Source organism: Planktothricoides sp. SR001 (assembly GCF_001276715.1).
GTDB lineage: Bacteria > Cyanobacteriota > Cyanobacteriia > Cyanobacteriales > Laspinemataceae > Planktothricoides > Planktothricoides raciborskii.
Window position 1 is genome coordinate 20,689 of record NZ_LIUQ01000005.1, and the last position, 23,375, is coordinate 44,063.

General features: G+C 44.6%; 16 protein-coding genes. 7 read left to right on the plus strand and 9 right to left on the minus strand.

Annotated elements, in window-relative coordinates; translation table 11 throughout:
- Positions 1–30 precede the first annotated feature (30 nt).
- The 4 genes from AM228_RS04530 to AM228_RS04545 all read left to right on the plus strand — a co-directional run bounded on the left by AM228_RS04530 (position 31) and on the right by AM228_RS04545 (position 4,457).
- Entirely contained in the window at positions 31–333 is a 303-nt protein-coding gene (locus tag AM228_RS04530) for a hypothetical protein (protein WP_072160652.1), read from the plus strand.
- 544 nt (positions 334–877) lie between these two features.
- Positions 878–1,453 carry a metal ABC transporter ATPase gene (locus AM228_RS04535; protein ID WP_199317283.1) on the plus strand — a complete coding sequence of 192 codons (576 nt, stop codon included), beginning with the start codon at positions 878–880 and terminating at the stop codon, positions 1,451–1,453.
- A gap of 63 nt (positions 1,454–1,516) precedes the next feature.
- Positions 1,517–3,880, plus strand: coding sequence for an HAD-IC family P-type ATPase (locus tag AM228_RS04540; protein ID WP_054464926.1), 2,364 nt, complete (start codon positions 1,517–1,519; stop codon positions 3,878–3,880).
- 241 nt (positions 3,881–4,121) lie between these two features.
- Positions 4,122–4,457 (plus strand): DUF5132 domain-containing protein, encoded by a 336-nt coding sequence (locus tag AM228_RS04545; RefSeq protein WP_231636612.1) that lies wholly within the window; start codon positions 4,122–4,124, stop codon positions 4,455–4,457.
- A gap of 80 nt (positions 4,458–4,537) precedes the next feature.
- Here AM228_RS04545 and AM228_RS04550 read toward each other — a convergent pair whose 3' ends face one another.
- Positions 4,538–4,762 carry a FeoC-like transcriptional regulator gene (locus AM228_RS04550; RefSeq protein ID WP_054464927.1) on the minus strand — a complete coding sequence of 75 codons (225 nt, stop codon included), beginning with the start codon at positions 4,760–4,762 and terminating at the stop codon, positions 4,538–4,540.
- Between the two features lie 361 nt (positions 4,763–5,123).
- On the opposite strand from AM228_RS04550, the gene AM228_RS04555 reads away from it, so the two are divergent.
- Positions 5,124–6,683: a sodium:proton antiporter gene (locus AM228_RS04555; RefSeq protein ID WP_054464928.1), complete on the plus strand. Its 1,560-nt coding sequence runs from the start codon at positions 5,124–5,126 to the stop codon at positions 6,681–6,683.
- 4 nt (positions 6,684–6,687) lie between these two features.
- On the opposite strand, the gene AM228_RS04560 is transcribed toward AM228_RS04555, so the two are convergent.
- Positions 6,688–7,377 carry a TrkA family potassium uptake protein gene (locus AM228_RS04560; RefSeq protein ID WP_054464929.1) on the minus strand — a complete coding sequence of 230 codons (690 nt, stop codon included), beginning with the start codon at positions 7,375–7,377 and terminating at the stop codon, positions 6,688–6,690.
- Positions 7,378–7,422: 45 nt separating this feature from the next.
- Here AM228_RS04560 and AM228_RS04565 point away from each other — a divergent pair, with 45 nt between their 5' ends.
- Positions 7,423–7,980: a DUF3124 domain-containing protein gene (locus AM228_RS04565; RefSeq protein ID WP_054464930.1), complete on the plus strand. Its 558-nt coding sequence runs from the start codon at positions 7,423–7,425 to the stop codon at positions 7,978–7,980.
- 299 nt (positions 7,981–8,279) lie between these two features.
- On the opposite strand, the gene feoB is transcribed toward AM228_RS04565, so the two are convergent.
- The 3 genes from feoB to AM228_RS31830 all read right to left on the minus strand — a co-directional run bounded on the left by feoB (position 8,280) and on the right by AM228_RS31830 (position 12,344).
- Positions 8,280–10,613, minus strand: coding sequence for a Fe(2+) transporter permease subunit FeoB (gene feoB, locus AM228_RS04570; RefSeq protein ID WP_054465051.1), 2,334 nt, complete (start codon positions 10,611–10,613; stop codon positions 8,280–8,282).
- Between the two features lie 68 nt (positions 10,614–10,681).
- A complete protein-coding gene (locus AM228_RS04575) occupies positions 10,682–11,491 on the minus strand; it encodes a FeoA family protein (protein WP_054464931.1) in 810 nt (269 codons plus the stop codon).
- 700 nt (positions 11,492–12,191) lie between these two features.
- Positions 12,192–12,344: a hypothetical protein gene (locus AM228_RS31830; protein ID WP_156331533.1), complete on the minus strand. Its 153-nt coding sequence runs from the start codon at positions 12,342–12,344 to the stop codon at positions 12,192–12,194.
- Between the two features lie 436 nt (positions 12,345–12,780).
- Between AM228_RS31830 and AM228_RS04580 the strand changes: the two genes are divergently transcribed.
- The gene (locus AM228_RS04580) at positions 12,781–13,536 is read left to right on the plus strand and encodes a phycobilisome rod-core linker polypeptide (RefSeq protein WP_054464932.1); all 756 of its coding nucleotides are present in this window, start codon (positions 12,781–12,783) and stop codon (positions 13,534–13,536) included.
- Between the two features lie 234 nt (positions 13,537–13,770).
- On the opposite strand, the gene AM228_RS04585 is transcribed toward AM228_RS04580, so the two are convergent.
- The 4 genes from AM228_RS04585 to AM228_RS04600 form a co-directional block, all read right to left on the minus strand.
- On the minus strand, positions 13,771–14,718 hold the full coding sequence (locus tag AM228_RS04585) for an RluA family pseudouridine synthase (protein ID WP_054465052.1): 948 nt from the start codon (positions 14,716–14,718) through the stop codon (positions 13,771–13,773).
- A gap of 250 nt (positions 14,719–14,968) precedes the next feature.
- Positions 14,969–16,162: an ATP-binding protein gene (locus AM228_RS04590; protein WP_054464933.1), complete on the minus strand. Its 1,194-nt coding sequence runs from the start codon at positions 16,160–16,162 to the stop codon at positions 14,969–14,971.
- A 170-nt stretch (positions 16,163–16,332) separates the two neighbouring features.
- A complete protein-coding gene (proB, locus tag AM228_RS04595; RefSeq protein ID WP_054465053.1) occupies positions 16,333–17,439 on the minus strand; it encodes a glutamate 5-kinase in 1,107 nt (368 codons plus the stop codon).
- A 63-nt stretch (positions 17,440–17,502) separates the two neighbouring features.
- Positions 17,503–23,064 (minus strand): AAA family ATPase, encoded by a 5,562-nt coding sequence (locus AM228_RS04600; RefSeq protein WP_054464934.1) that lies wholly within the window; start codon positions 23,062–23,064, stop codon positions 17,503–17,505.
- Positions 23,065–23,375: the final 311 nt, after the last annotated feature.

Consider the following 23,375-nt stretch of genomic DNA (forward strand, 5'->3'; position numbering starts at 1 on the left):
CAAGCACGCCAAATATGGAGGTCATTACAAATGTCATTGGTTCATTTGGATAAGTCGGTTTTGAGTTTTCATCTCAGAGAAATTGTGGAAGATCCACCGGGAAATAATAATTCTGCTGCCTTGTTCGGACTAGGTGCGATCGCCTTTGGCACTGTGGCTTTGCCAGCCATGATTAAATTTGGCCGACCTGTGCTGAAAAACTTAATTAAACCATTTTTAGCTGCTTCACAGTCATCAGATTTTCCCTATTCAAAAATCGAGGCCAAGTTTCCTCCTTCTTGGTCTGAAACTCAAACCGGAGTGCCGCATATTTCCTCAGAGATATCCCCATAGAGGTCGGCATTAACCCAATCATACAAATCTATTGGGTGCAAATTCTTTCTGAGAGATAGAGTCAGAATAAAAAACCTGAGAAACCGGATTTCTTCAAGAAACCCGGTTTGTTTTTATGGCAAATTGGGGTTTTCTCTTCTGAGCAATTAGTCAATAAATCCATTTTGTTGAGATTGAGAGAAATTGTCATTTAAAAAATGCTTGCTGATTTTTATTAATAGGAGTATAATGACAAAATCAAAGGGTAAAATCTTCTCTCTGCAAATCATCGGTCTTTATTCTAGAAAGCCATTTGCCGACTAATGACAATGGCAGAGTCCGATAGCCTACCTAGCGTCCCAGAGTTAATTCGTCTAGCGTCCCGGAGAGAATCATCCAGTTCGTTGCATAATTTAGACGGAGGCTGTCCTCAGTTGTCTAGTTTTGTAATTTAAATTTCGCGCTCTGGGTAGAAAAATTAAGCATTTAGCTGATTAATTTCCTAATAAGACCCATAGTGAAATCAAAATTACCTTCATGGAGACAACCAGCACAGAAACGAGAAATGACCAATGCTATTTACACAAATGGTGCCACCCCTGGGGTCGGTACTAACCAGACTTCTGAAGCCACAACCGATCTCAAAATTAGTGAGTTTTTGGCAGAACATGGGGAAATAGAAATGATTCTCCCAGTTGTGCTGGGATTGATGATTACGAGTCGTTTTCAACTGCGAGGGGCACAAGCGCTGCTGGTGAACTTACTCGTGGCAAGTATTAGCCGCCAGATTTTGTTTAAGCTGAAAAATCCCGAAGCAGATTTGATCGCCGCAACACAACAATTCAGCAGAGAACCCAGCACTCCTACCACTTGGGGCGGCTATGAGGTGATTCATTCGATTCCCGGTCGGGTGCGGCTAAAAATTCCCCAAGACTCGATGAAGGGGACTAAAAAAGATGCTGAATTCGCCAAACGTTTATTACAAGTGCTCAATGATGATGAGTATGTGATTAGTGCGCGGATTAACTACGCTGCCTCTTGTTTGGTGATTAATTACCAAGCGGGGCAACTGGCTGATTGGGAGTTGGGTTTGCGTTTAATGAATTTAATTAAGACCGCTGAAACCGAAGTTCCCGCCTAAATCCCCCTGTAAAATTAGCAAGCCGCCTCAGTTAACTGGGGCGATCTGTAGGAAAAACTGGCCATGACCGATTGTTCTGTACTCCATGTAAGTTCTTTGGTTGGTGGGGTACAAGTGATTCATGCGATTCCGGGACGCATTCGTTTGCGAATGCCTGCTTTATGGAATTCCCAGCCGACGAAAGAACTGACCGATCGCCTCAAAGCCGATCCCCGGATTATCAGCGTGCGGATTAATCAGGCTTGTGCCTCGATCGCCATCCAATATCGCCCGGAAAGTATTGCCGCGATCGCTGCCCCAGATTATTTTTTGCGCTTCTTTGACAACCCATTAATACCGAGAGATTGCTCCGCAAAGCTGCCCGGAACCAATTCTGAACCAGAATGTAACGCCGAATCAGACACCGAAGACGAAGATGAGGGCTGGTCAAGCCTGCGCTTACCGATTCTGGCGACTTTGTTGGCGGTTGCCAGTCAACGCTGGCCCTACCCATTGCTGAAAGTTGCCGCCGCTGGAGTGTTGGGGGCTTGTGTCTTGCCCGTCGTCCAACGAGCCAGCAATAGCGTTTTTGTTGAGCATCGATTGAATATCGACTGCTTAGACTTAATGGCAATTTCCTTAAGTACCATTCAAGGGAAATTAATCACTCCCGCATTGATGATGACCCTTCACGGAATCGGCGATGTCCTGCGGGAACAAACCGCCCGTTCTACGGCGATGCAAACTGCTGACCTGTTGGATACTATTGGTCATTTTGCTTGGGTGGTACGGGAGGATAGAATTGTCAAAATTAAGAGCGACCAGGTACAAGTCGGAGAAATCGTCCAGGTTTACCCAGGGGAACAAATTCCCGTAGATGGCACCGTGCAAGCCGGTGAAGCAACCGTTGACCAACAAAAATTAACCGGGGAATCCATGCCAATTGTGGCGGGAGTGGGGACTTATGTCTATGCTTCTACTTTGGTGCGATCGGGTAAATTAAGGCTGATCGCCGAAAAAGTGGGCAATCAAACCCGGGCGGCAGCATCTCTTGCCCTATTAAGTCAAGCCCCAGTCCATGACACCCGCATGGCGAACTATGCAGAGAAAATCGCCGATCGCCTGATTCTGCCCGTTTTGGTCTTGGGCACAGTGGTCTTGATGACTACCCGCGATCCGGCACGAGTGGCGGCAATTTTTACCCTGGATTTTGTCACCGGAATTCGCGTGTCCATTCCCACCGCTTTCTTAGGGGCATTGAACCATACCACCCGACATGGGATTTTAGTCCGCAGTGGTCGCACCTTGGAACAGTTGGCGGAAGTAGATACGATGGTGTTTGATAAGACCGGAACCCTGACCCAAGGAGATATCCAACTGTCAAACGTGATTTCCGTTGCTGACGGCTTTTCCTCAGACCGAGTGTTAGAGTTGGCAGCAGCAGCAGAACAACGCATTACTCATCCTGTGGCTGAGGCCATTGTCCGGGCTGCCAGCGATCGCGGTCTGACCATCCCCCAACGCCAAGACTGGCATTATGAAGTCGGTAGCGGCGTGCGTACCGAAATCGACGGTCAAACGGTCTTGGTAGGCAACCAGAAACTTTTAGCCGAAGCGGGGATTAATTTGCCAGCCTTAACGGGGATCTCTTGTGCGGGGGTGCAGGGGAGCAGAGGAGCAGAGGAGCCGCCAACGAGCAGAGGTGCAGAGGTGCAGGGGAGCAGAGGTGCAGGGGAGCAGAGGTGCAGAGGTGCAGAGGTGCAGGGGTGCGAGAACCAACCAACAACCACCAACCACCAACCAACAACCACCAACCACCAACCACCAACCAACAACAATCAACAATCAACAATTTATGTTGCCTGTGATGGACAACTGATAGGCCAGATTTCTTATACCGATCCCCTGCGTCCAGAAAGTGCCCCCCTGGTTCGTCGCTTGCGGGACTTGGGCATAGAAGTGCATTTGCTGACCGGCGATTCTCAGATGCGGGCTCAGGCAGTGGGTGAGCAGTTGGGCATTAGTCCCGGTCACGTCCATGCGGAAGCTTTTCCCGAAGAAAAAGCGCGAATTGTGCGAGATTTACACCGGGCAGGCAAAACCGTGGCTTTTGTGGGAGATGGGTTGAATGATTCCGTCGCCTTAGCTTATGCGGATGTCTCGGTGTCCTTCGAGGATGGTTCCCATGTCGCCAGGGAAACCGCTGATGTGGTGCTGATGAATAATGATTTGGAGGCATTGTTAGAGGCGATCGCGATCGCCCAAGATACCCAACGGGTGATTTCCGAAAATACCGTTTTAGTCGTCGGGCCAAACTTACTGGCATTGGGTTTAGCCACTACTGTGGGACTCAATCCCCTCGTCGCCACGATGATTCACAATGGTTCGGCGATCGCTGCTGGTCTGAATAGCCTCCGTCCGTTGATTCAGCATCAGTTAACCGGCTAAATGGCAGAGGGGCAGAGGAGCGGAGGAGCGGGGGAAGAGAGGGTGTAGGGGAAGAAAGTGATGCATTCGTAGGGGCGAATGGCCATTCGCCCGTACAAGTGAAAAGTTATGCATAAATATCACTATTCACTATTCACTATTCACTATTCACTTTTCACTTTTCACTTTTCACTTTCCCCCACACCCCACTCCCCACTCCCCAACCAACAACCAACAACCAACAACTCTCAGGAGAAAAACAATGGAAAACCCCAATCAATATCAAGATCAACTGAATCAACTGAATCAAATACCCCTGGTCAATTCTATGACCAATTTCTACAAAGCCAACCCAACGCGAGCTATTCTGCTGGGTCTTGGGGTGGTGGTGTTGGCACCTACGGTGGTGCCATTGCTCAAACCTATTGCCAAAGCCACCATTAAAACAGGTGTGTCACTTTATCAAAAATCCGTAAGCGCGATCGCGGAAACCGGGGAAGTGATTGGCGATTTAGTCGCCGAAGCCAAAGCCGAGGTACAAGCGGAACAAGAACAAGCGGCTACTATGATCGCGGCAAATTCTACCAATAGAAACTGATCTTTCCCGTCATCACAAAACCCGGTTTCTTCAAAGAAACCGGGTTTTTTCCGGGTTTTTTCCGGGTTTTTTATTTAGCCTTACTCTTTTCCCAACCACTGATAAAATTCGAGACAATCCGGCGCACAGTCGTTACAGTGGCCGCATTTTTGATTCATTTCCAGCTTTTTCACTCGTCCCTTATGGATTAACTTTTGTAACATTCCTCTCAGGGCATTTGCATCTAAGTGAAAATGATTCTCCAAGTCAATCAGGGCAACTTGGTGATGTTCGGCAAGATAGGTTTGAATATCAGTTAAAATCATCAGTTTAAACCTTGTAAATTTGTTCGTAAACTATTGAGGCATGATCAACAATAATTCTATAAACACGATATCAGGAACTTTTTGATCAAAATTTCTTCCTTATTTCTTCCTTTTTGAATCGGATAGCTAGTCCGGGAGTAGTAGGGATTAACGGCTGTTCAACCCTACGAAAATTGTAGAATATCCACTGTCAATCCCAGATTTGCAGAAATACAGCAATTGTCAGAGTTATGAAGTACAAAAAACCCTGTCATTCCCGCGCGGGAATCCAGAAAACCTCTGTACTTCCCGAACGATAATAACCGCTATATTCTTCTAAAATCATTATCCAATATATTAACGATCTAGCATACTAATCAGCATGGATTTTTCCTCCTTAGTCATAATCTTAGTCATTCTTTTATTGGTCGCAACCAGTGTCGCACTTCTATCTCGTTGGATTCGAGTTCCTTATGTCACAGGTTTAGTTGTAGCTGGTTTAGCCATCACCGAAATACTGCCTAGACCCATCGGCTTTAATGATTCCTTAATTTTCAACGTTTTTCTGCCTATTCTGGTCTTTGAAGCGGCAATCAATACAGATATTAGTCGCCTACGCAGTACCATTAAACCGATCGCCATGCTGGCGGGTCCTGGTGTTATTCTATCATCTCTTATCACTGCCTTAATCTTGAAATTAGGCTTAGGATTTAATTGGACTTCTGCACTATTAGCCGGGGTCATCTTAGCCATCACCGATACAGTTTCGATCATCGCCGTATTTAAAGAAATCTCCGTACCCTCTCGACTTTCCACCATTGTACAAGGAGAAAGTTTAATGAATGATGGGGTTGCCCTGGTCTTATTTAGCCTGATTTTGCAAGTACATCAAACAGGTCAATTCACCGTATTAGGGGGTCTGCAACAACTATTTGTGGTCATTGTCGGCGGGACGTTAGTTGGCTTAGGAATTGGTTATTTAAGTACCATTTTATTTGTGAAATCTGACGATCCACTTAGTAGCAGCTTACTCACGATCGCCGTCGCCTTGGGAGCTTTTCAAATTAGTCAATTCTTAGGAGTTTCGGGAGTTGTTGCGGTGCTGGTAGCCGGGTTAATTGTGGGAACCATCGGACTTTCTCAAAGAGTTTCTCCGTCAACTCGTTTAACCTTGTGTAGTTTTTGGGAAACTGTAACTTTTATTATTAATAGCTTTCTATTTCTGCTCATCGGTTTAGAAGTTGACTTAATTACTTTTTTTCAAACACTTCCGGCGATTTTTCTGGCAATTTTTGCCTATCAAGTCGCTCGATTGCTATCGGTTTATCCTCTCTTAGCGATCGTTCGTCTATTCGATCGCCCCATCCCTCTACGCTGGCAACATGTTTTATTTTTAGGCAATATTAAAGGTACGTTGTCAATGGCCATCCCCCTAACTTTACCTGCCAGCTTCGTCGGCAGAGAACAACTAATTGCCTTGATCTTTGGCACCGTGCTACTATCGATATTGGGACAAGGATTGAGCTTGCCTTGGTTCGTCAAAAAATTAAAATTATCCCAGGGTTCACTCCCCTTACAAAATATTGAAGAATGGCAAGCACAACTAATGACCGCCAAAGCTGCTCAAGATGAACTCGATAGTTTACTGAAATCTGGAGTTTTGCCGAAATCGATTTATGAAGAAATGCGTTCCAATTATCAAGTACAGATTGCTAAAGCAGAAAAGTTACTGCGAGACTTTTATAACAACCGATCCGATCTGGATCGGGATGAGATATCGGTGAAAAAGGATCACAAAATAGATGCGATTCGTCGCCGGTTGCTGCTGGCAGAAAAAGGCGCACTGGATGAAGCCAGACGTAAACGAATTCTCTCAGAAGAAATTGTCCAAGAACGCTTAAATAAAATCGATCAAAACTTAATCGAATTAGACGATGATTAAGGCTTTATTTTTTTGGCGATTCTGAACCTTGCATAAAGTCAATAATTGGACGTAAAAGTCCTGGTTTTGTGGCAATTAAGACCGTTGAACCAGACTCTAGCATGGTGCTGCCATTGGGAATCATTAAATCTTCATTGGGGTGTGGTTGATAGCCTATAATCAGAGAACCTTTGGGAAACTTTCCGTCTTGAGCAATTTGGGCCAAAGTCCGACCGGCAACATAGGAATTATCCGCGATCGAGAGTTTTAAAACTTCAATTTGTCCTTGTTCAAAGTGCATCATTGACTCGACTTGGGGATATTCAATGGCATTCACCATTGTGGAAACCGATAAATCTACGGTACTAATGATATGACTAGCCCCAGACAACCGAAGCGGTTGAGCAAAATCAGGATGCCGCAATCGACTGAGAATTTGTGAGACGCCATAATGTTTAGCCAGGGTTACTAGGGCTAAATTCAAGGCATCACTTCTGAGGACAGCAGCTAAAGCATTGGCTTTGCGAATTCCTGCTTCTAATAAAACATCGGTACTAACCGCACTGCCTTCAAAGGCCATCACCCCAATTTGTTCTCGGGCATAGCGGCAAGCATTGGGATCGCTATCAATCATCCCCACTGTATGACCTAATTCTACCAGTTTTTGAGCTAAACTGATCCCAACTAAGCCAGCACCACAAATCAATATGTACATAATTCTTTAGACTGTCTTGTAATTACTTTTAGGAATGGGTAAATTATGAAATTTTCGGTTTATCTGTATTCGGCCATACTTGCCTTATTTTTGATGTCTTGTACATCACTAAGTTTGCCTAAATCACAACCGACAACACCTCAGAGTATAGATGGTTTATCCTCACTGCGATCGCTGGCAGAGGTTGACTTGAGTCAGGCGGTGATGAGTCAAACGATTTATGTTCCTACTTATTCATACATTTATTATGAAAACGATCAAAGAAGCATCAACTTAACCACCACCCTGAGTATTCGTAACACCGATCTAACTCATCCCATTATTATTACTTCAGTTCGTTACTATAATACCAAAGGTGAATTAATTTCGCAATATTTAGCCCAACCAGCACAACTAGACCCCCTCGCTTCGGTGGCATTTGTGATTGATAGAACAAATATTACTGCTGGTTTAGGGGCTAGTTTTATTGTGGAATGGATGGCCAAGAATGTTGTAACCGAACCGATTGTTGAGGCGGTGATGATTGGCACTGATTTCAGTCAAGGAATTTCTTTTGTTAGTCCAGGAAAAGTTATCAAAAGTTATCAAAAACCTAGTCCTTAGAATTAATGTTGTTTGTTGTTTGTTGTTTGTTGTTTGTTGTTTGTTGTTGGGTAGGGATTCTTTGGGTAGGGATTCTTTTGTTGGTTGTTGGGTAGGGATTCTTTTGTTGGAGAATGCGTAGGGTGTGTTAGGCGGCAAAAACCTGATTTTCACCCATATTTTATGAATCAAGCCGCCGTAACGCTTAATTTAATCGAGCATAAAGAAGACCCAAAAAACCAGGTTTATAGAGATGACGCAAGAAACCCGGTTTCTTGAAGAAACCGGGTTTCTACCCCCACCCCAGAAGACCAAAACGGTTAATTATTCTGCGATCGCGATGTTGCGGAGGAACGCGATCGCACATTTTTCATCACCAGAAAAGTACCACCCATTGCGGTTAATAATCCCAAAATCCAAGCGAGAGAAGATATCGGATGTTGGGCAAAAGTTGCCACTTGATAAAATAGCGTAGCCGACCAGTAGGCAAGTCCCGTCGTCCATCCAATCACGAACATCGTCCAACCGAGGTTAGTTTCCCGATAAACTGTGGCCACTGCTGCCACACAAGGACAGTACAACAGGATAAACAGCATATAAGCAAAAGCCGCAGCGGATGTCTGAAAGCGCATCGCCATTTGGCCAAAAGCCCCGCGTCCTAACCCTGATGCAGCATTGGCGGTATTCTCACCACTGGCGTCATCCACCGCCGAAAGTCCCAGAGGGTCGAGTAATGCCCCCGGAATTGTGGCCAAATTTGCGGGAATGGTGGCAAAGGCTTCGCCAATTCTGGATAGAAACCGGGTTTCTTCAAGCAACCCGCTTTCTGAGGTTTGTGAGGTTTGTGAGGTTTGGGCTAACTGACTATACATCGAGTCCAGAGTCCCCACGGTGGCTTCTTTGGCAAATATGCCGGTAAAAATTCCCACGGTCGCGGGCCAGTTATCTTGCTGAATGCCCATCGGCCTTAATATTGGGGTAATAGCTTGAGAAGTCGCTACTAAGACAGATTTGGAATTACTTTGATTGCCAAAAGATCCGTCAGTGCCCACAGAATTTAACAACCCCAAGACCATCACCATTAATAAAATCACTTGACCGGCGCGAATGATAAACCCTTGGAGGCGATCCCACGTCCGCAATAACATACTTTTGACGCTGGGCAGATGATAGGTGGGCAACTCCATGACAAAGGGGGTGGGTTTTCCGGGCAATAAGGTATTTTTCAACACCAGACCCGTGAATACGGCGGCCAAAATGCCAATTAAATAAAGACCAAAGACTACATTCTGTCCGCCAATGGGAAAAAAGGCGGCGGCAAAGATGGCATAAACTGGCAACCGGGCAGTACAGGACATAAACGGGGTCATTACAATGCTCATTAGCCGATCGCGCGGATGTTCCAATGTCCGGGTAGACATCAGCGCGGGGACATTGCAACCAAAGCCGACAATCATGGCGACAAAGGACTTTCCGGGCAGACCAATCATCCGCATCAGTCGATCCATCATAAAAGCAGCCCGCGCCATATAGCCAGAGTCTTCCAAAAACGAAAGACATAAGAACATTAAGCCGATGACAGGGATAAAGGTGGCCACGGTTTGCACCCCACCTCCGGCGCCGTCTGCCAGCAAGACCACTAACCATTCGGGAGTGCCAACGGTTCTCAGGAGATGTCCGAAACCATCCACAAATATGGTTTGGGCTAAGATATCGAAAAAGTCAATAAATACGCTGCTGAGATTGATGCTGATGAGAAACATCAGATACATGATGAAGGCAAAGATGGGAATTCCCAGCCAACGGTTGAGGAGGATGCGATCGATTTTGTCCGATAGCTTGACGCTGACTTCTCCCTCTCTTTCCGCAGCCCCTTGCAGCAATTTATGAATACTGCCATAGCGACTATCCGCCACAATAATATCGATGTCTTCACTTAAGACCTGATGAATTTTTCGGCGGTGCTTGACTACGATGCGATCTAATTCTGGGCTTTGGATTTCCGGGGCGACGCGATCTTCATATTCCAGGAGTTGAACCGCTTTCCAGCGGCGATCGATCGCCGCATCCGGGTTTTTTTCCTGAAGTAAAGCCACCACAGCAGCGATCGCCTCTTCCATCACTGGGGGATAAGCCACATAAGACTTGGGGCGGGGCGGCTGTTGCAACCCTTGAGACATGGCTTCGAGCAACTGGGGCAGTCCTTCCTTGCGGATAGCGCTGATGGGAATTACCGGACAACCTAGGCGATCGGCCAACGCATCCACATCAATTCGCAATCCCTGGTCGCGGGCCAAATCCATCATATTCAAAGCCAGGATAATCGGCACGCCCATTTCCATAACCTGCGTGGTCAGGTAGAGATTGCGCTCTAGGTTAGAGGCATCAATAATATTGACAATTAAATTCGCCTCTGCGGATAGCAGATAATCTCGCGCTACCAACTCATCAAGCCCAGTTTCTCCATCTTCCGCATCCAGAGAATAGACTCCGGGCAGATCAACCAGAGTGATTTTGGTGCCGTTGTAGACATATTCCCCTTCTTTGCGCTCAACGGTGACACCGGGCCAGTTGCCGACCCGTTGGTTTGCCCCGGTTAAGGCATTAAATAAGCAAGTTTTGCCGCAGTTGGGGTTGCCCACGATGCCAATAATCGCAGTCTGCGTCCCCTGTATCGTTGACCGAGTTCGATCGTTTGTGGTTGAGGCAGTCGATCGCTGATTCACTCGCAGACCTCCTCGACCAGTAGGGCTGCCGCTTCCGATTGACGCAAACTCAGGCTAAAACCACGGACGCGAATTTCTACAGGGTCGCCCAGGGGTGCATAGCGGGTAATCGCAAATTCTGTCCCCGGAGTCAGACCCATTGCTAACAATTTGCCTTTATAGCCACGAGTAACTTCTTGGTAGCCTAAAACCCGTCCTTTGGCACCTTGGGTCAAGTCTCCCAAGCAGATATTTTTGATTGACGATGGTTTTTGGTTTTGCAAGTCAGAGGGTTTGACTTGAGTGCGTTCGATTTTCGTGGGTTGGGAATTCATTAAAATTACCTTTGTCACCATAATTTGCTGCGCTTGAGTTGCCCCAAGACCAAGGGAGCGACCGCCTAATGCCACAATCACCGAACCCGTATCCGTCACGCTGACCAACTGAATTTCCTTGCCCAGACATAATCCCATATCCATCAGGTTGTGTTCGGTTTCCGGGGATCCGTTGATTTGCACAATCAATAGGCGATCTCCAGGATGTGCGATCGCGTAGCGTTGCGGATGCAACATCGCCAGAGGAAAAAAGGCCAAACCCTTTTCTATATCTTGGTTTGACTCTTGCTGTAACCGATCCAGGGAAAACGACTCGCTGGAGTTCTCGCAATTCAAATTCTTCAGGGAATCTTTTAACCCATGCGGGGTTTCCCCATAAAACGTAAACCCCCAAGTCTTTTCTGGCTGGTTCTTTGGCGACGGCTGACTCACCGGATTTAGACTGAGCCACTTCCAGAGTCGGTTATTCATAATAATTGTCAATAAACTCATACAAAGATTCCCTCTTCTCTTTTAGTCGTTAGGTATTCAGAACGATCGCAGTCAAAACTTATTCAATTCTAGGTTTTCCAGCTTCGCGGCTAGATGATGCATACATTTAAATTGCTAAATTTTTAGTCACTTACTCATCTCACCCACTCATCAGCAGTTTGTCGCACCGAGGGCGATGATGTTTATTCAGGACAGACTCAGGAAAGGCTGCTGTACTTGCAGTCCAATTCATTCCCCAGATTCATATTGCTGCGTCGCCATTGGTGTGGATTAATTTTAGGGTTTTGGGTTGATTTCATTGTTTGAAGGGGATAGATGGGCGATTCGCTGACACGATAGCTTCGCTTGACGCGCTTTTATTTAATTAAATATCTTGCCGGACTTAATAAAAATTATTTGCAATAGTCAGATCTATTTCTTAGATATAACAGATTCTCACTAGCAGGGCTAGGCTTGTTATAAATGTTTACATTTTGCCAGGGGTCAGGGAAACGGTCGGCTGCAAGTTCTGTCAATGGTCTTGGGTTGATTATTTTTAAACAAGAACTTCCCCACTTGGATTATACCCCTGTGACGACTTAATCTTTATAAAGTTATATACCATATTAAAAGAATATATAGAGCAATTGCGAATATTAGTTTTTCTGGGAGGCTGCCCTTTAATCTATAGAAAATTATTTATACTACTTCAAACAATTGCTTATTTTGTATTCGTGACTCGTGATATATTTTCATCCGCCCCTTCGGGGTGTAGGGTGTAGTGAAGAGTGAATAGTGAATAGTAAATAGTAAATAGTGAATATTGAATAGTGAATATTGATATTTCTTTTAACTTGTAGGGGCGAATGGCCATTCGCCCCTACAACTTTTCAATACATAACTTTTCACTTTCCCCCGCTCCCCCGGTCGGTGAGCGAAGCCTGTCCTGAGCGCAGCCGAAGGGCCGAACCGCCGCTCCCCACACCGATGGCGGCCCCACACCCAGGAGGGGCAGAAAACTGAAAGAAATATTACAGATTGTTGCATTTGCTAAGAAAAATGACGCGCTGAGGACTGAAATCCCCTAATCTTATTGATGACGGTTGTTTATTTATCCAGGTAGACCCTCATCTTCGGCAAAAATCAAGAAGACATTTGTGAGAGTTATCAAGCAGATTACTGAGAAAGTAAGATTACTGGGTTGGCAACTTAAGCTTAGTCATTTCTTGAATTTCTCGACGAAGACTGTAGGCGATCGCCAACAACGGATAATATACGGATAACATACTTGATATAACGGAGAGTCTGACGTGTCACTTCCTTTGCTAGAGTATTCCTACACATCCCAAAATCAGCGGGTTGTGGGATATGAGGTTGCCAGTGAAGAGCAACCCATGATCTATACCACTGAAAATACTCCCAGTTCTACTGAAATGGATGAGTTGATTTGGGCAGCTTATCGCCAAATTTTCAGCGAACACCAAATTTTATCGACTACTCGTCAAAAATTCCTGGAATCTCAGCTAAGAAATTGTCAGATTACAGTGCGCGATTTCATTCGTGGCCTGCTGTTGTCGGATTCTTTCCGTCGGCTGAACTATGAAACCAATAGCAACTATCGCTTTGTCCAAATCTGTGTGCAGCGGGTTTTGGGTCGCGATGTTTACAATGAGCGCGAGAAAATCGCGTGGTCGATCGTGGTAGCCCAAAAAGGCATTCAAGGATTTGTGGATGCTTTGCTGGGTAGCGATGAATACCTGAGTAACTTTGGCTTTGATACGGTGCCTTACCAACGGCGGCGGATTTTGCCACAACGTGCTACTGGTGAAACTCCCTTTAACCTCGATACTCCTCGCTATGGCGAATACCATCGCGGACAACTGGGTTTCCCCCAAATCGTTTGGCAAAACGTGGTGCGTCGGTTTATCCCCCAAGAACAGCAGCCGAAAGCTGGAAATCCCTCCTTGTATCTCGGTATGGCTCGCGAAGTGGCTCCACGGGAAGTCACTACCCCAAGAGTGTCCACCAGCAATATGAATTACTTGGCGTTGGTGCCTCGTAAGTAAGCGATTTTTACGCTAATTATTACCGATCAATCAGGAACGAGGGCTGAGGAATTGGGAGGAATCTCTCAATTTTTGATCCCTGGTTCCTGATTTTTATGTTTGTCGGGTTTTTCTGCTGAATAATTTACCCCTGTAGGGGCGAAGCATTTTGGCCACAATGCTGGGAAAAATGCCCAAATTTTGACCAAAATGCTTCGCCCTTACGGATATTTTTTGATCCCAGGTTTCTGATTTTTATGGTTGTCTGTTGCGGAGGACTTGCAGCAGGGTTTGGAAGGGTTTTGGCAAGGGGGCACAGACTTCGATCGCTTCTCCGGTAATGGGATGTTGCAAGGTGAGTCGCCATGCGTGTAAAGCTTGACCGGGGAGGTTGACGCCAACCGATCGCCCTTTGCCATAGATGGTATCGCCAACAATGGGATGCCCAATATGGGCGCTATGCACCCGGATTTGATGGGTGCGTCCGGTTTCCAGTTGAAAATGGATGAGGGTGTAGTTGCCCAGACGTTCTTGGATTTGCCAGTGGGTGATGGCGACTCGACCACCTTTTTCGACGGGGACGATCGCCTGTTTTTTGCGATCGATGGGATGACGACCAATGGGTAAGTTGATGGTGCCACTTGCTTCGCGGGGGGTGCCGTAGACGACGCCCAAGTATTCCCGACGGGCAGTTTTGGCTTGAATTTGTCCTTGCAGGTGAATATGGGCCTGGTCGGTTTTGGCGATCGCGATCGCGCCAGTAGTTTCTTTGTCCAAACGATGCACAATCCCCGGACGTTGGACTCCCCCAATTCCGGCTAAAGAATCGGGACAATGGGCAAGTAAGGCATTGACTAGGGTGCCTCCGTGATGACCGGGGGCTGGATGCACCACCATGCCTGCTGGTTTATTAATAATTAATAAGTGATCGTCTTCATAAAGAATGTCCAGGGGAATTTCCTCGGACGCTAATTCTAAGGGTTGCGCTGGGGGAATGGTAATGGCTAGGCGATCGCCCGGTTTAAGTTGGCTTTTTTTTAACTGACAGACCTCTCCATTCACCCGCACACCACCGTCTTGAATAATTTTTTGTACGCGGTTCCGGGAGATATCCGGTAGTTGTTCCGATACCCAAATATCCAGGCGATCGCTGGTAGCATCATGGGGCACTTCTAGATAAATTTCTAACTCAGAATTGGTCAAGGTTTTTAACTGTCTCCTTTCAGTATCAGCTATTCTTACAGCGGTTTTTAGATGAATAAACCACATTAACCCCGCCTGGGAATCGTCTTCCCGCCTGTAGGGGTCAACGGCCGTTGACCCCTACAGTCGGTTAAAACCGACTGAAATTACCATAAATACAAGCATGATTAGTCGGTTTTAACCGACTTGCGCTATGAGGCGGGGATTTTAATCCCCGCCGGATCGCGGAGTAAACTAAAATTTTAAATATTTAACTGGAGTTTGATGAAGCCGGGAGGGTAAAATAAAAGGTACTGCCACAGCCTAATTCTGATTCTACCCAAATTTTCCCGCCATGCCGCTCGATAATTTTTTTACAAATAGAAAGACCCAGACCTGTACCGGGATAATTTTTCACCGTTTCTATTCGTTGAAATACTTGAAAAATTCGGTCAAAATTGGCTGGATCGATGCCAATACCATTGTCATGGATAGAAAATATTAATTCACCATTGGAATCCGGTTGGCAGGTTATTTGGATTTGCGGCGGAATGTTGGGGCGGGCAAATTTAATGGCATTTTCAATTAAGTTTTGAAATACTTGTTCCAGTTGCACAGCATTGCCCATAACCTTGGGCAAAATAGTGGACTGACTTTGACTTGACCCTGGGTTAGAACCAATACAAATTACTGCACCAGTTTCGGTGATCGCCCCCTGTAAATTATGTAAAACTTGGGCGATCGCCGCTTGACAGTCAACCATTTCTAATTCTGGTTTAATATTTTCAATTCTGGAATAAGTCAGCAAATATGAAATAAAATCATGCATCTGCTCGCTGGCTTGGGCAATATAGTTGAGATATTTTTTAGTTGTATTATCAAAGCATTCAGATTGGGCTGAAACTAATCCCATAAAACCAATTATGGTTTGTAAAGGCGATTGCAATTCGTGATATAAAAATAATGAAAATTCGGCTAATTCTTCATTAGATTGGCGCAATTGTTGATTCAGATAATTTAGTTGTTTTTGCTGCTGCTTCAGGGTGAGTTGATGTTCAATCCGTAAAAGCACCTCTTGAATGTAAAAAGGCTTAGTGACATAATCATCGCCTCCGACTTTAAATGCCTGAATTTTTTCTGGTAAATCCGTAGACGCCGTCAAGAAAATAATGGGAATATCGGCTGTCTTGGGATTAGATTTGAGTCGCTGACAGACTTCATATCCGGATATTTCTGGCATAATAATATCCAGCAAAATTACATCGGGCATGGCTAATTTTACTTGATTTAAAGCAATTTTCCCACTTAGGGCATTGATCACTTCATAGCCACGATCTTGCAACATTTGGGACAAGAGGCGTAAGCAGCTGGGGATATCGTCAACAATCAAAACTTTTCCTTTGGATTTCGCCGCATCTGATGCTTGGCTGGACGGCGGTTGGTTCGGCGGATTTTGGCGGATCATAAGCGGTTATTTCCTCGGCAATCTAATGAAATATTTAGGGATATTTACCCTAAAATAGCGGCTATTTCTCGCCAAAAAAATAGCGCCATTTTAGCTAATCACCGCCGACCCATGCGGATCCTGATTGCCACGAGGAAGAATTACCCGTGATTGGTCGATTGGAGGGAAAGTTAAATCAAGACTAAGTTATCGCGGTGAATGATGGTTTCTGCACCCACATACCCTAAAATCTCCGGAATTGCTTCTGATTTACAGCCCCGAATTTTTTGGAGTTCAACACTACTATAGTTAACCAGTCCTCTGGCGACTTCTTTTCCTTCTGCTTCACATAGTACCACAGCATCGGATGCTTGAAAATCTCCTTCAATTTGAGTAATTCCAGCGGCTAACAAAGATTTACCGCGATCGCAAATTGCTTTAATTGCCCCGGAATCTAAATACAATTTGCCATTGGGAATTAATCCATAAGCAATCCAGCGTTTGCGAGCATTATTGGTATGCAGTTGGGGGGCAAATTGAGTGCCAATGCTTTCTCCGGCTAAGACTTTGGAGATATTGCCGGGAACCGCAGAGGACATAATCACGGTGCGGACTCCAGCACTGGTGGCAATGCGGGCGGCTTGAATTTTCGTGGCCATACCGCCCGTGCCCCAGTTACTCCCAGCCCCCCCAGTTTCCACTTGTAATTCTTTGAGTTCGTCGAGACTTTGCACCAGGGAGATCGGTTGGGCGTTGGGGTTGCTGCGCGGGTCTGCGGAGTAGAGTTGATCTACATCGGTCAATAAAAATAGCCAATCGGCTTCAACTAAACTGGCGACCATTGCGGAAAGGGTGTCATTGTCGCCAAATTTGAGTTCTTCAACGGCTACGGTGTCATTTTCGTTGACCACGGGAATGACTTCGAGACGCAGCAGTTCTTTGAGGGTATTGGAAGCGTTGAGATAGCGGCGCCGTTGTACCAGGTCGTTACGGGTGAGGAGAATTTGCGCGATCGCCTGTTGTTGCAATGTGAACAAATCATCATAAACTCGCATCAGTCGCCCTTGTCCCACCGCAGCGATCGCTTGTTTGCCGACAATGGTTTTCGGTCTTTCCCGCAGACCCAAGCGGGCACAACCAATGCCCACGGCCCCAGAAGAGACTAAAATCACCCGGTGTCCCTGCCGACGTAAAGCGCTTAAAGTATCGACCAAACTGGCAATGGTAGCGATCGCCAGGTGACCGCTATCCGTAGTCAGACTAGAGGTGCCAATTTTCACTACAATCGTTTGATGCAATCCGTTCAAGCCCTTAAACTCCTTACCTTGCAAATCTTGAAAAAGCTATAACGCCAAAACCCGCTACAAATTAGATTGACAACGTTCCAGATAAACCCGAATCGCCCGATCCTTCGGACATTGGCGTAAACAATCTTGAAATAACTTTTCCGCTTCCTGATAAGCCTTACGATAATACAGCATCAATGCCTCTTCAAATAAACTGGATGTCATCAACTTTTGTTCGCGCAATTCGGGTTCATCACCATCAAACACCTCAAACACAGCTACTTCATGGGACTTGCCTTTAACTTTTAACCGCTCAATAATCCGAATATTATAATTCGTGGCATTAGACAAACGTAAAAAAGTCTGATGGGAAATTAACAACGACACCCCATAGATTTTTGTTAAACCTTCTAAACGAGAAGCTAAATTAACCGCATCACTAATCACCGTACTATCCATGCGGGAATTGCCCCCCACGGTGCCCAACATCAAATCCCCGGTATTGATACCGATGCCAATTTCAATCGGTACATAACCAGCCCTTTCTCGTCCTTGATTATATTCCCAAAGGCGTCTGAGCATAGAAATTGCTGCTTCCACGGAATCATCGGCTCCACCAGGGAACAAGGCCATAATCGCATCGCCAATATATTTATCAATAAACCCGTTATTCTCCACGATCGCGGGTTCCATACTACTTAAATAAGAATTAATAAACTTAAAATTTTCTGCGGGGGTTAAACTTTCCGAAAGGGTGGTAAAAGCCCGAATATCAGAAAATAACACCGACATCTCCTGTTGGACATTATCCCCTAACTGAACATCTACGATACTTTTCTTTTTTAAGAAATGGAGAAACTGACGGGGAACAAAGCGTTCATAAGCTTTATTTAATGCCGCCATCTCCGTATAGTAGCGAGAATTTTCAATAGAAATCGCCGCTTGACTGGAAAGCAAATTTAACATTTCCAGGCGATCGGGAGTAAAAGCCCCTGGCGTCAAATTATTTTCCATATAGATAATGCCATAAAGTTCTCCTTTACTCATCAAAGGCGCACAGAGAATTGACTTGGTCTGATATTTTTGTAGATAAGGATCATTGATAAATTGTCGGTACAGATCCGTAATGGATGAAGACTCTTCTAAGGCAGAAAATTCTTTGCCCAATTGAGTGGCATCACGCAAAACCACATTTTCTTTAGTCCGGGCTACATAGTTAACAATTGCCATTGGTATCTTCGCGGCTTCTGGGTCACTTTCTTCGATAGAAATTGACTGCAACACCTGAATCGTGAGGTCAGGAATGCTGGATTCTTTTAGGGTATCTGTCACCATAGTTCCTGCCGCTTCAATCAGCAGTTTACCTTGACTTTCCAAAATGAGAAAGCCTTTCTGCGCCCCGGCATTTTCCATCAGAATTTTCATTAATTTTTCTAGCAATTTGTCCAAAACAATTTCCTCGGAAATCGCTTGGGATGCTTTCATCACCGTTGCCAAATCCAGAATTGCCACCTCGCTATTCGATGACATATAAGTGGTGGTACGGGATAGGGTACTCACTAAAGGACTAGACAAGGTACTAGAGGGTTTGATTTGATCGATCACCTTGGCTTTCTCTGCCGGGTTCATCGGCAAGAATGCGGCATATTTTGACTCTAAGTCCTCTACCTTCCGTTTGGCACCCCAAATTTGGTAACAAGCGCGAGCTTTTTCTAGATACAGGGTGGCAAAAGCTTCTTTTTTTTGTTCTAGCCAAAACTTAGCGGCGAGTTCATCTGCCAAAGCTCTGATTTGGATATATTCATGGCCTTGAACTAATTGAATCGCATAATCGTAGGAATTCATCGCCTCAACTATATTTCCGTTGATTCGAGCTATTTCGGCTTTGACTAATAAAAATTTGGCGCGAAAATTATCTGGACAGTTTTGCTCCCATTTTTTTAGGATCTTCTGGTAATTGACTAACCGCATTAAAAAGTTTACTTTTTGGTCGTCAGAAACTTTTTTATATAAACTGGATAAAATCAGTGAGTAATAGAAAATATACTCAAATTTAGCAATAGTACCTCGTAAATAATTAATAAATTTTTCTAAATTTTCAGCTAATTTTAATGCGTTTTTGTAATCTTCATACAAGTATAAAATCTGCATTTTATACAGTTTATACAAAGACACTCCGGCTAAATCTTGGTGGTAATTTTCCGAGTTTAAATATTCATCTTCACTATATTTCCTGGTGGCAAAGGTGAATTGATCGCTGGTTTGTCCGGTTAAGTTTGCGATCGCCATCTCACTGGCTAAAATGGACTCGGTAGTCCACCGGCTAGAACCACTATAATTCAATTCAAGACAGTGATTTAAATCGGCCATCAAGTGAGCCAAAAATTTTCCTTGATAGAAATAGTTCACACATTGATTCATCAAGAAATCTCGTGCTAATCCTAAATCTCTCGCTTCGCGGGCAATTTCATATCCCTGAGTATTAATAGAATTGGCAAAACTGATGGGCTTAAACCAAATACTGATGGCATTCGCATACAAATTGTAGGTTAAGCATTGGCATATGGGATCGTGCAGCTTTTTGCTCAAGCTAAACGCCAGTTCCCCAAACTCATGGCTGGAGCGATCATCGTCAAATACCGCCGCTAAAATCACGCTATAAGCCGCATAAGCATAAGCAGATTCTGGGAGATGACCATATTGCACACTCAAATGCACCGATAGGACGATCAGCAAGTCAAATAAGTTTTGACTGATGGGTTTCGCGGCTAAAGACAAGGTAGTCAATAATTTAATTAGCATTTGTTTGGCTAAATTAATTGGCGGATCTTGACTAATCAAATTTTCAATCGACCGACTGGATAAATACTTATTTATCCGGTGAACTTCCTCAGTAATTTGCTGGCAAATATCTTCTTCTGAATTGGGGATTTCTATTCCCAACCATTTCAAAGCTTTTCTGCCTAAAAGAATCGCTTGTTTATGTTTAGACACTTGCCAGTAATGTTGGATGATCTGGTAAGCTATTTCTGATTTTTCTATGGGATACTTTAATTTTTCAATCAGCAAATAGAGATGATCTTCAGCTTGATCAAATCGGTCGGTGGCTAATTCCACTTCGGCGAACATTTTATAGAGATCGATCGCCAACTCATAATGATTTTCCCAGCAGTTGTCCGGGTTCAAGAAAAACCGGGCATTGGTTAAGTATTCTCTGGCGAGATCATAATCGTTCTGGGCTTGGCTGGATTTAGCTGCTTTTAAATTTAACTCGGCTAACTCAATTTGATCGCTTCGATCGACAATCAAATCTTTGGCATTATTTAAATTTTCTACAATTTGAAACAACTGCTTTTTAGAGTTAATTAAATTTTGAGATTTGAGAAAATTGCCAATTTTTAAATTAATTTTTTTCTGAATTTCCTCGTTTTCAATCATTTCCGAAGCAGCTTGTTGGACTCGATGAGAACAAAATTTAAATTCCTCAAACAACAAAAAAGTATCATGGGCTTCTATCTCGATGGTTTCCAGTTCTGACTGAGGCAAAATAAACCCTTCTTGAATTCCCGGCCAAAGAACCTCAAAAGTTTCTCGAATAGGTTTTTCATAAAGCCGCGATAAAGTCTGTAAATCAAACGAATTACCCAAACAAGCGGCTAAATGTAACACTTGTTGAGTGGCTTCTGGTAATTTCCTCAACTGATAAACGGGCAATTCCGATATTGCATTGGCAAGTTCTATGGATTTTACTTGTTCAATGTCCCATGTCCAGCGCGGCTTTTGTACAGTTTTCCCTGGGGATTTGTGATATTCAAATTTCAGTAATTTTTCTTCATACAAGGTTTTGAGAAATTGCCGGACTAAACAAGGGATTCCCGCTGTTTTCCAGAAGACAATTCCGGCCAAAGACTTGACCGAATCATCGTGTTGCTGCAAGGTTTCGGCCATCAAATTGATAATTTGCTCATAAGTTAAGGGATTAAGTCTGAGGTAATCAATTCTAATCTGTGCTTGCTGAAGGGTTTCTAAATATTGATGGAAACCATCCAGGGGCATTTCACGGGTTTCTACGGTTTCATACTCTCGATAAGCCAAGATCAGCAAAAGATGCTCGATTTCGGGATCGAGCATAATCATCTCCAGCAGTTTCAAAATTCCTGAGTCAGCCCAGTGGATCTCGTCCAGAAAAATCACCAGGGGATGCGTTTGATGGCAAAATACCCGAATAAAATTTAACCAGACTCGATCCATCTGCTCCCGATACAGATTGCCCGTGAGATCACCTTCAATTTCCGGGGAATCGGTAAGGTAATTGGGGTCAATGGTGAGAGGATTCTCTGGCTGATTCAGCATCAGTTTTAATTCGGGAATGATCTCCATGATGATTTGGACTTGATCGGCCAAAACTTCCCTGAGTTTAGTTTGCCAGTGGTTCAGTTGGGCTTGACTTTCGGTCAGGAGTTGCCGAATTAACCCAGCAAAAGCTTGGGGAATTCCCTGGAGGGATCTTCCGGGGGGTCTGGCACTGTCTGACCGTTCCGGCTGATTGGCAGCGAATTTGCCGGTCAGTAAATAACCTTGCTTTTGGGTAATTGATTGATAAATTTCTTGCACCAATGATGACTTGCCAATTCCGGTTTCTCCAGAAAGGATCACCAGGGATTTTTCTCCCTGAACCACTCGGTCAAATGCATTAAGCAGGGTTTTAATTTCTAATTCTCGGCCATAGAGTTTTTGGGGTAGATGAAACTGTTCTGAAATATCTTGGGTTCCCAAAGTAAACTCGGCGATCGCCCCAGAATTTTCTATTTCTCTTAAACAGCGGGCTAAATCTTCTCGCAGACCCCACGCACTTTGATATCTTTCTTCAGGGGTTTTCGCCAATAATTTGAGGATAATATCTGACACCGATTTCGGGATATCTGGATTAATTTTGTGGGCAGGCACTGGCTGTTTAGCAATATGACAATGTACCAACTCGATATGATCCGTGAGGTCGGTGATTTGAAAAGGCAATTGCCCAGTCAGCATTTCATAAAAAGTCATCCCCAGAGAATAAAAATCGGTGCGATAGTCCACACTTCGATTCATCCGTCCGGTTTGCTCTGGAGACATATAGATGATCGTCCCCTCTAAAGTTGTTGCGGTTGGTTTACTGCCATTGGTCGGTTCAGCAATTCTGCTAGAAATGCCAAAGTCAATAATTTTGATTTCATTGGTAGCTTGATTCCAGACAATATTGGAAGGATTAAGATCCTTATGAATTACATGAGCCCCATGAATTTCCCCGATAGTTTCAGTAATTTTGATTGCTAATGGGAAAAATTGTTCTAGGGTAAAATGTTGTGTTTGCAAGTAATCACTCAAGGAAATCCCGCCAAAGTCCTCCAAAACAATCACTAAAGTATTTTGATAGGATTTGAGGGCGTAGGCTTGGACAACACTGTCGATATTTAAATTATATAGAATCTCAAATTCTTGTTGATATCTACTGATATCCTTTGGGGTGGGATAATCTTGTTTGAGTAATTTCAGGATCACAGGCTGACTGTCTTCATCGCGGCAGCCTTTGTACACGCGAGACTTGTGACTGTCGTAAATTTGCTCAAGAATCTGATAACCGGGTAGATTTAGCATGAGTGGGTTCTGGTGATTTAAGGGTTATATCGATAAGATGGTTGCGGTAGTGGCGAGGCCGAGAGCAAAGCAATGATGAAACAGCGATCAAACAGTGATCAAACAGCTATCAAACAGTGAGAAATTTATGAGAAGCACCCTAAATCCGACCGGATATATATTACAAAGTTTAACATTTTTCGGTGAACAACAATTGGTGGGTCTGCTTTGAGCCTGGGCGATTCCCTCGCCTGAGCAAGGTGCGTGCGATCGCTGAAAGCTGCCCATCCACTCAGACCGATGATTTTTCCCCGGAAACACCGAAAAAATCG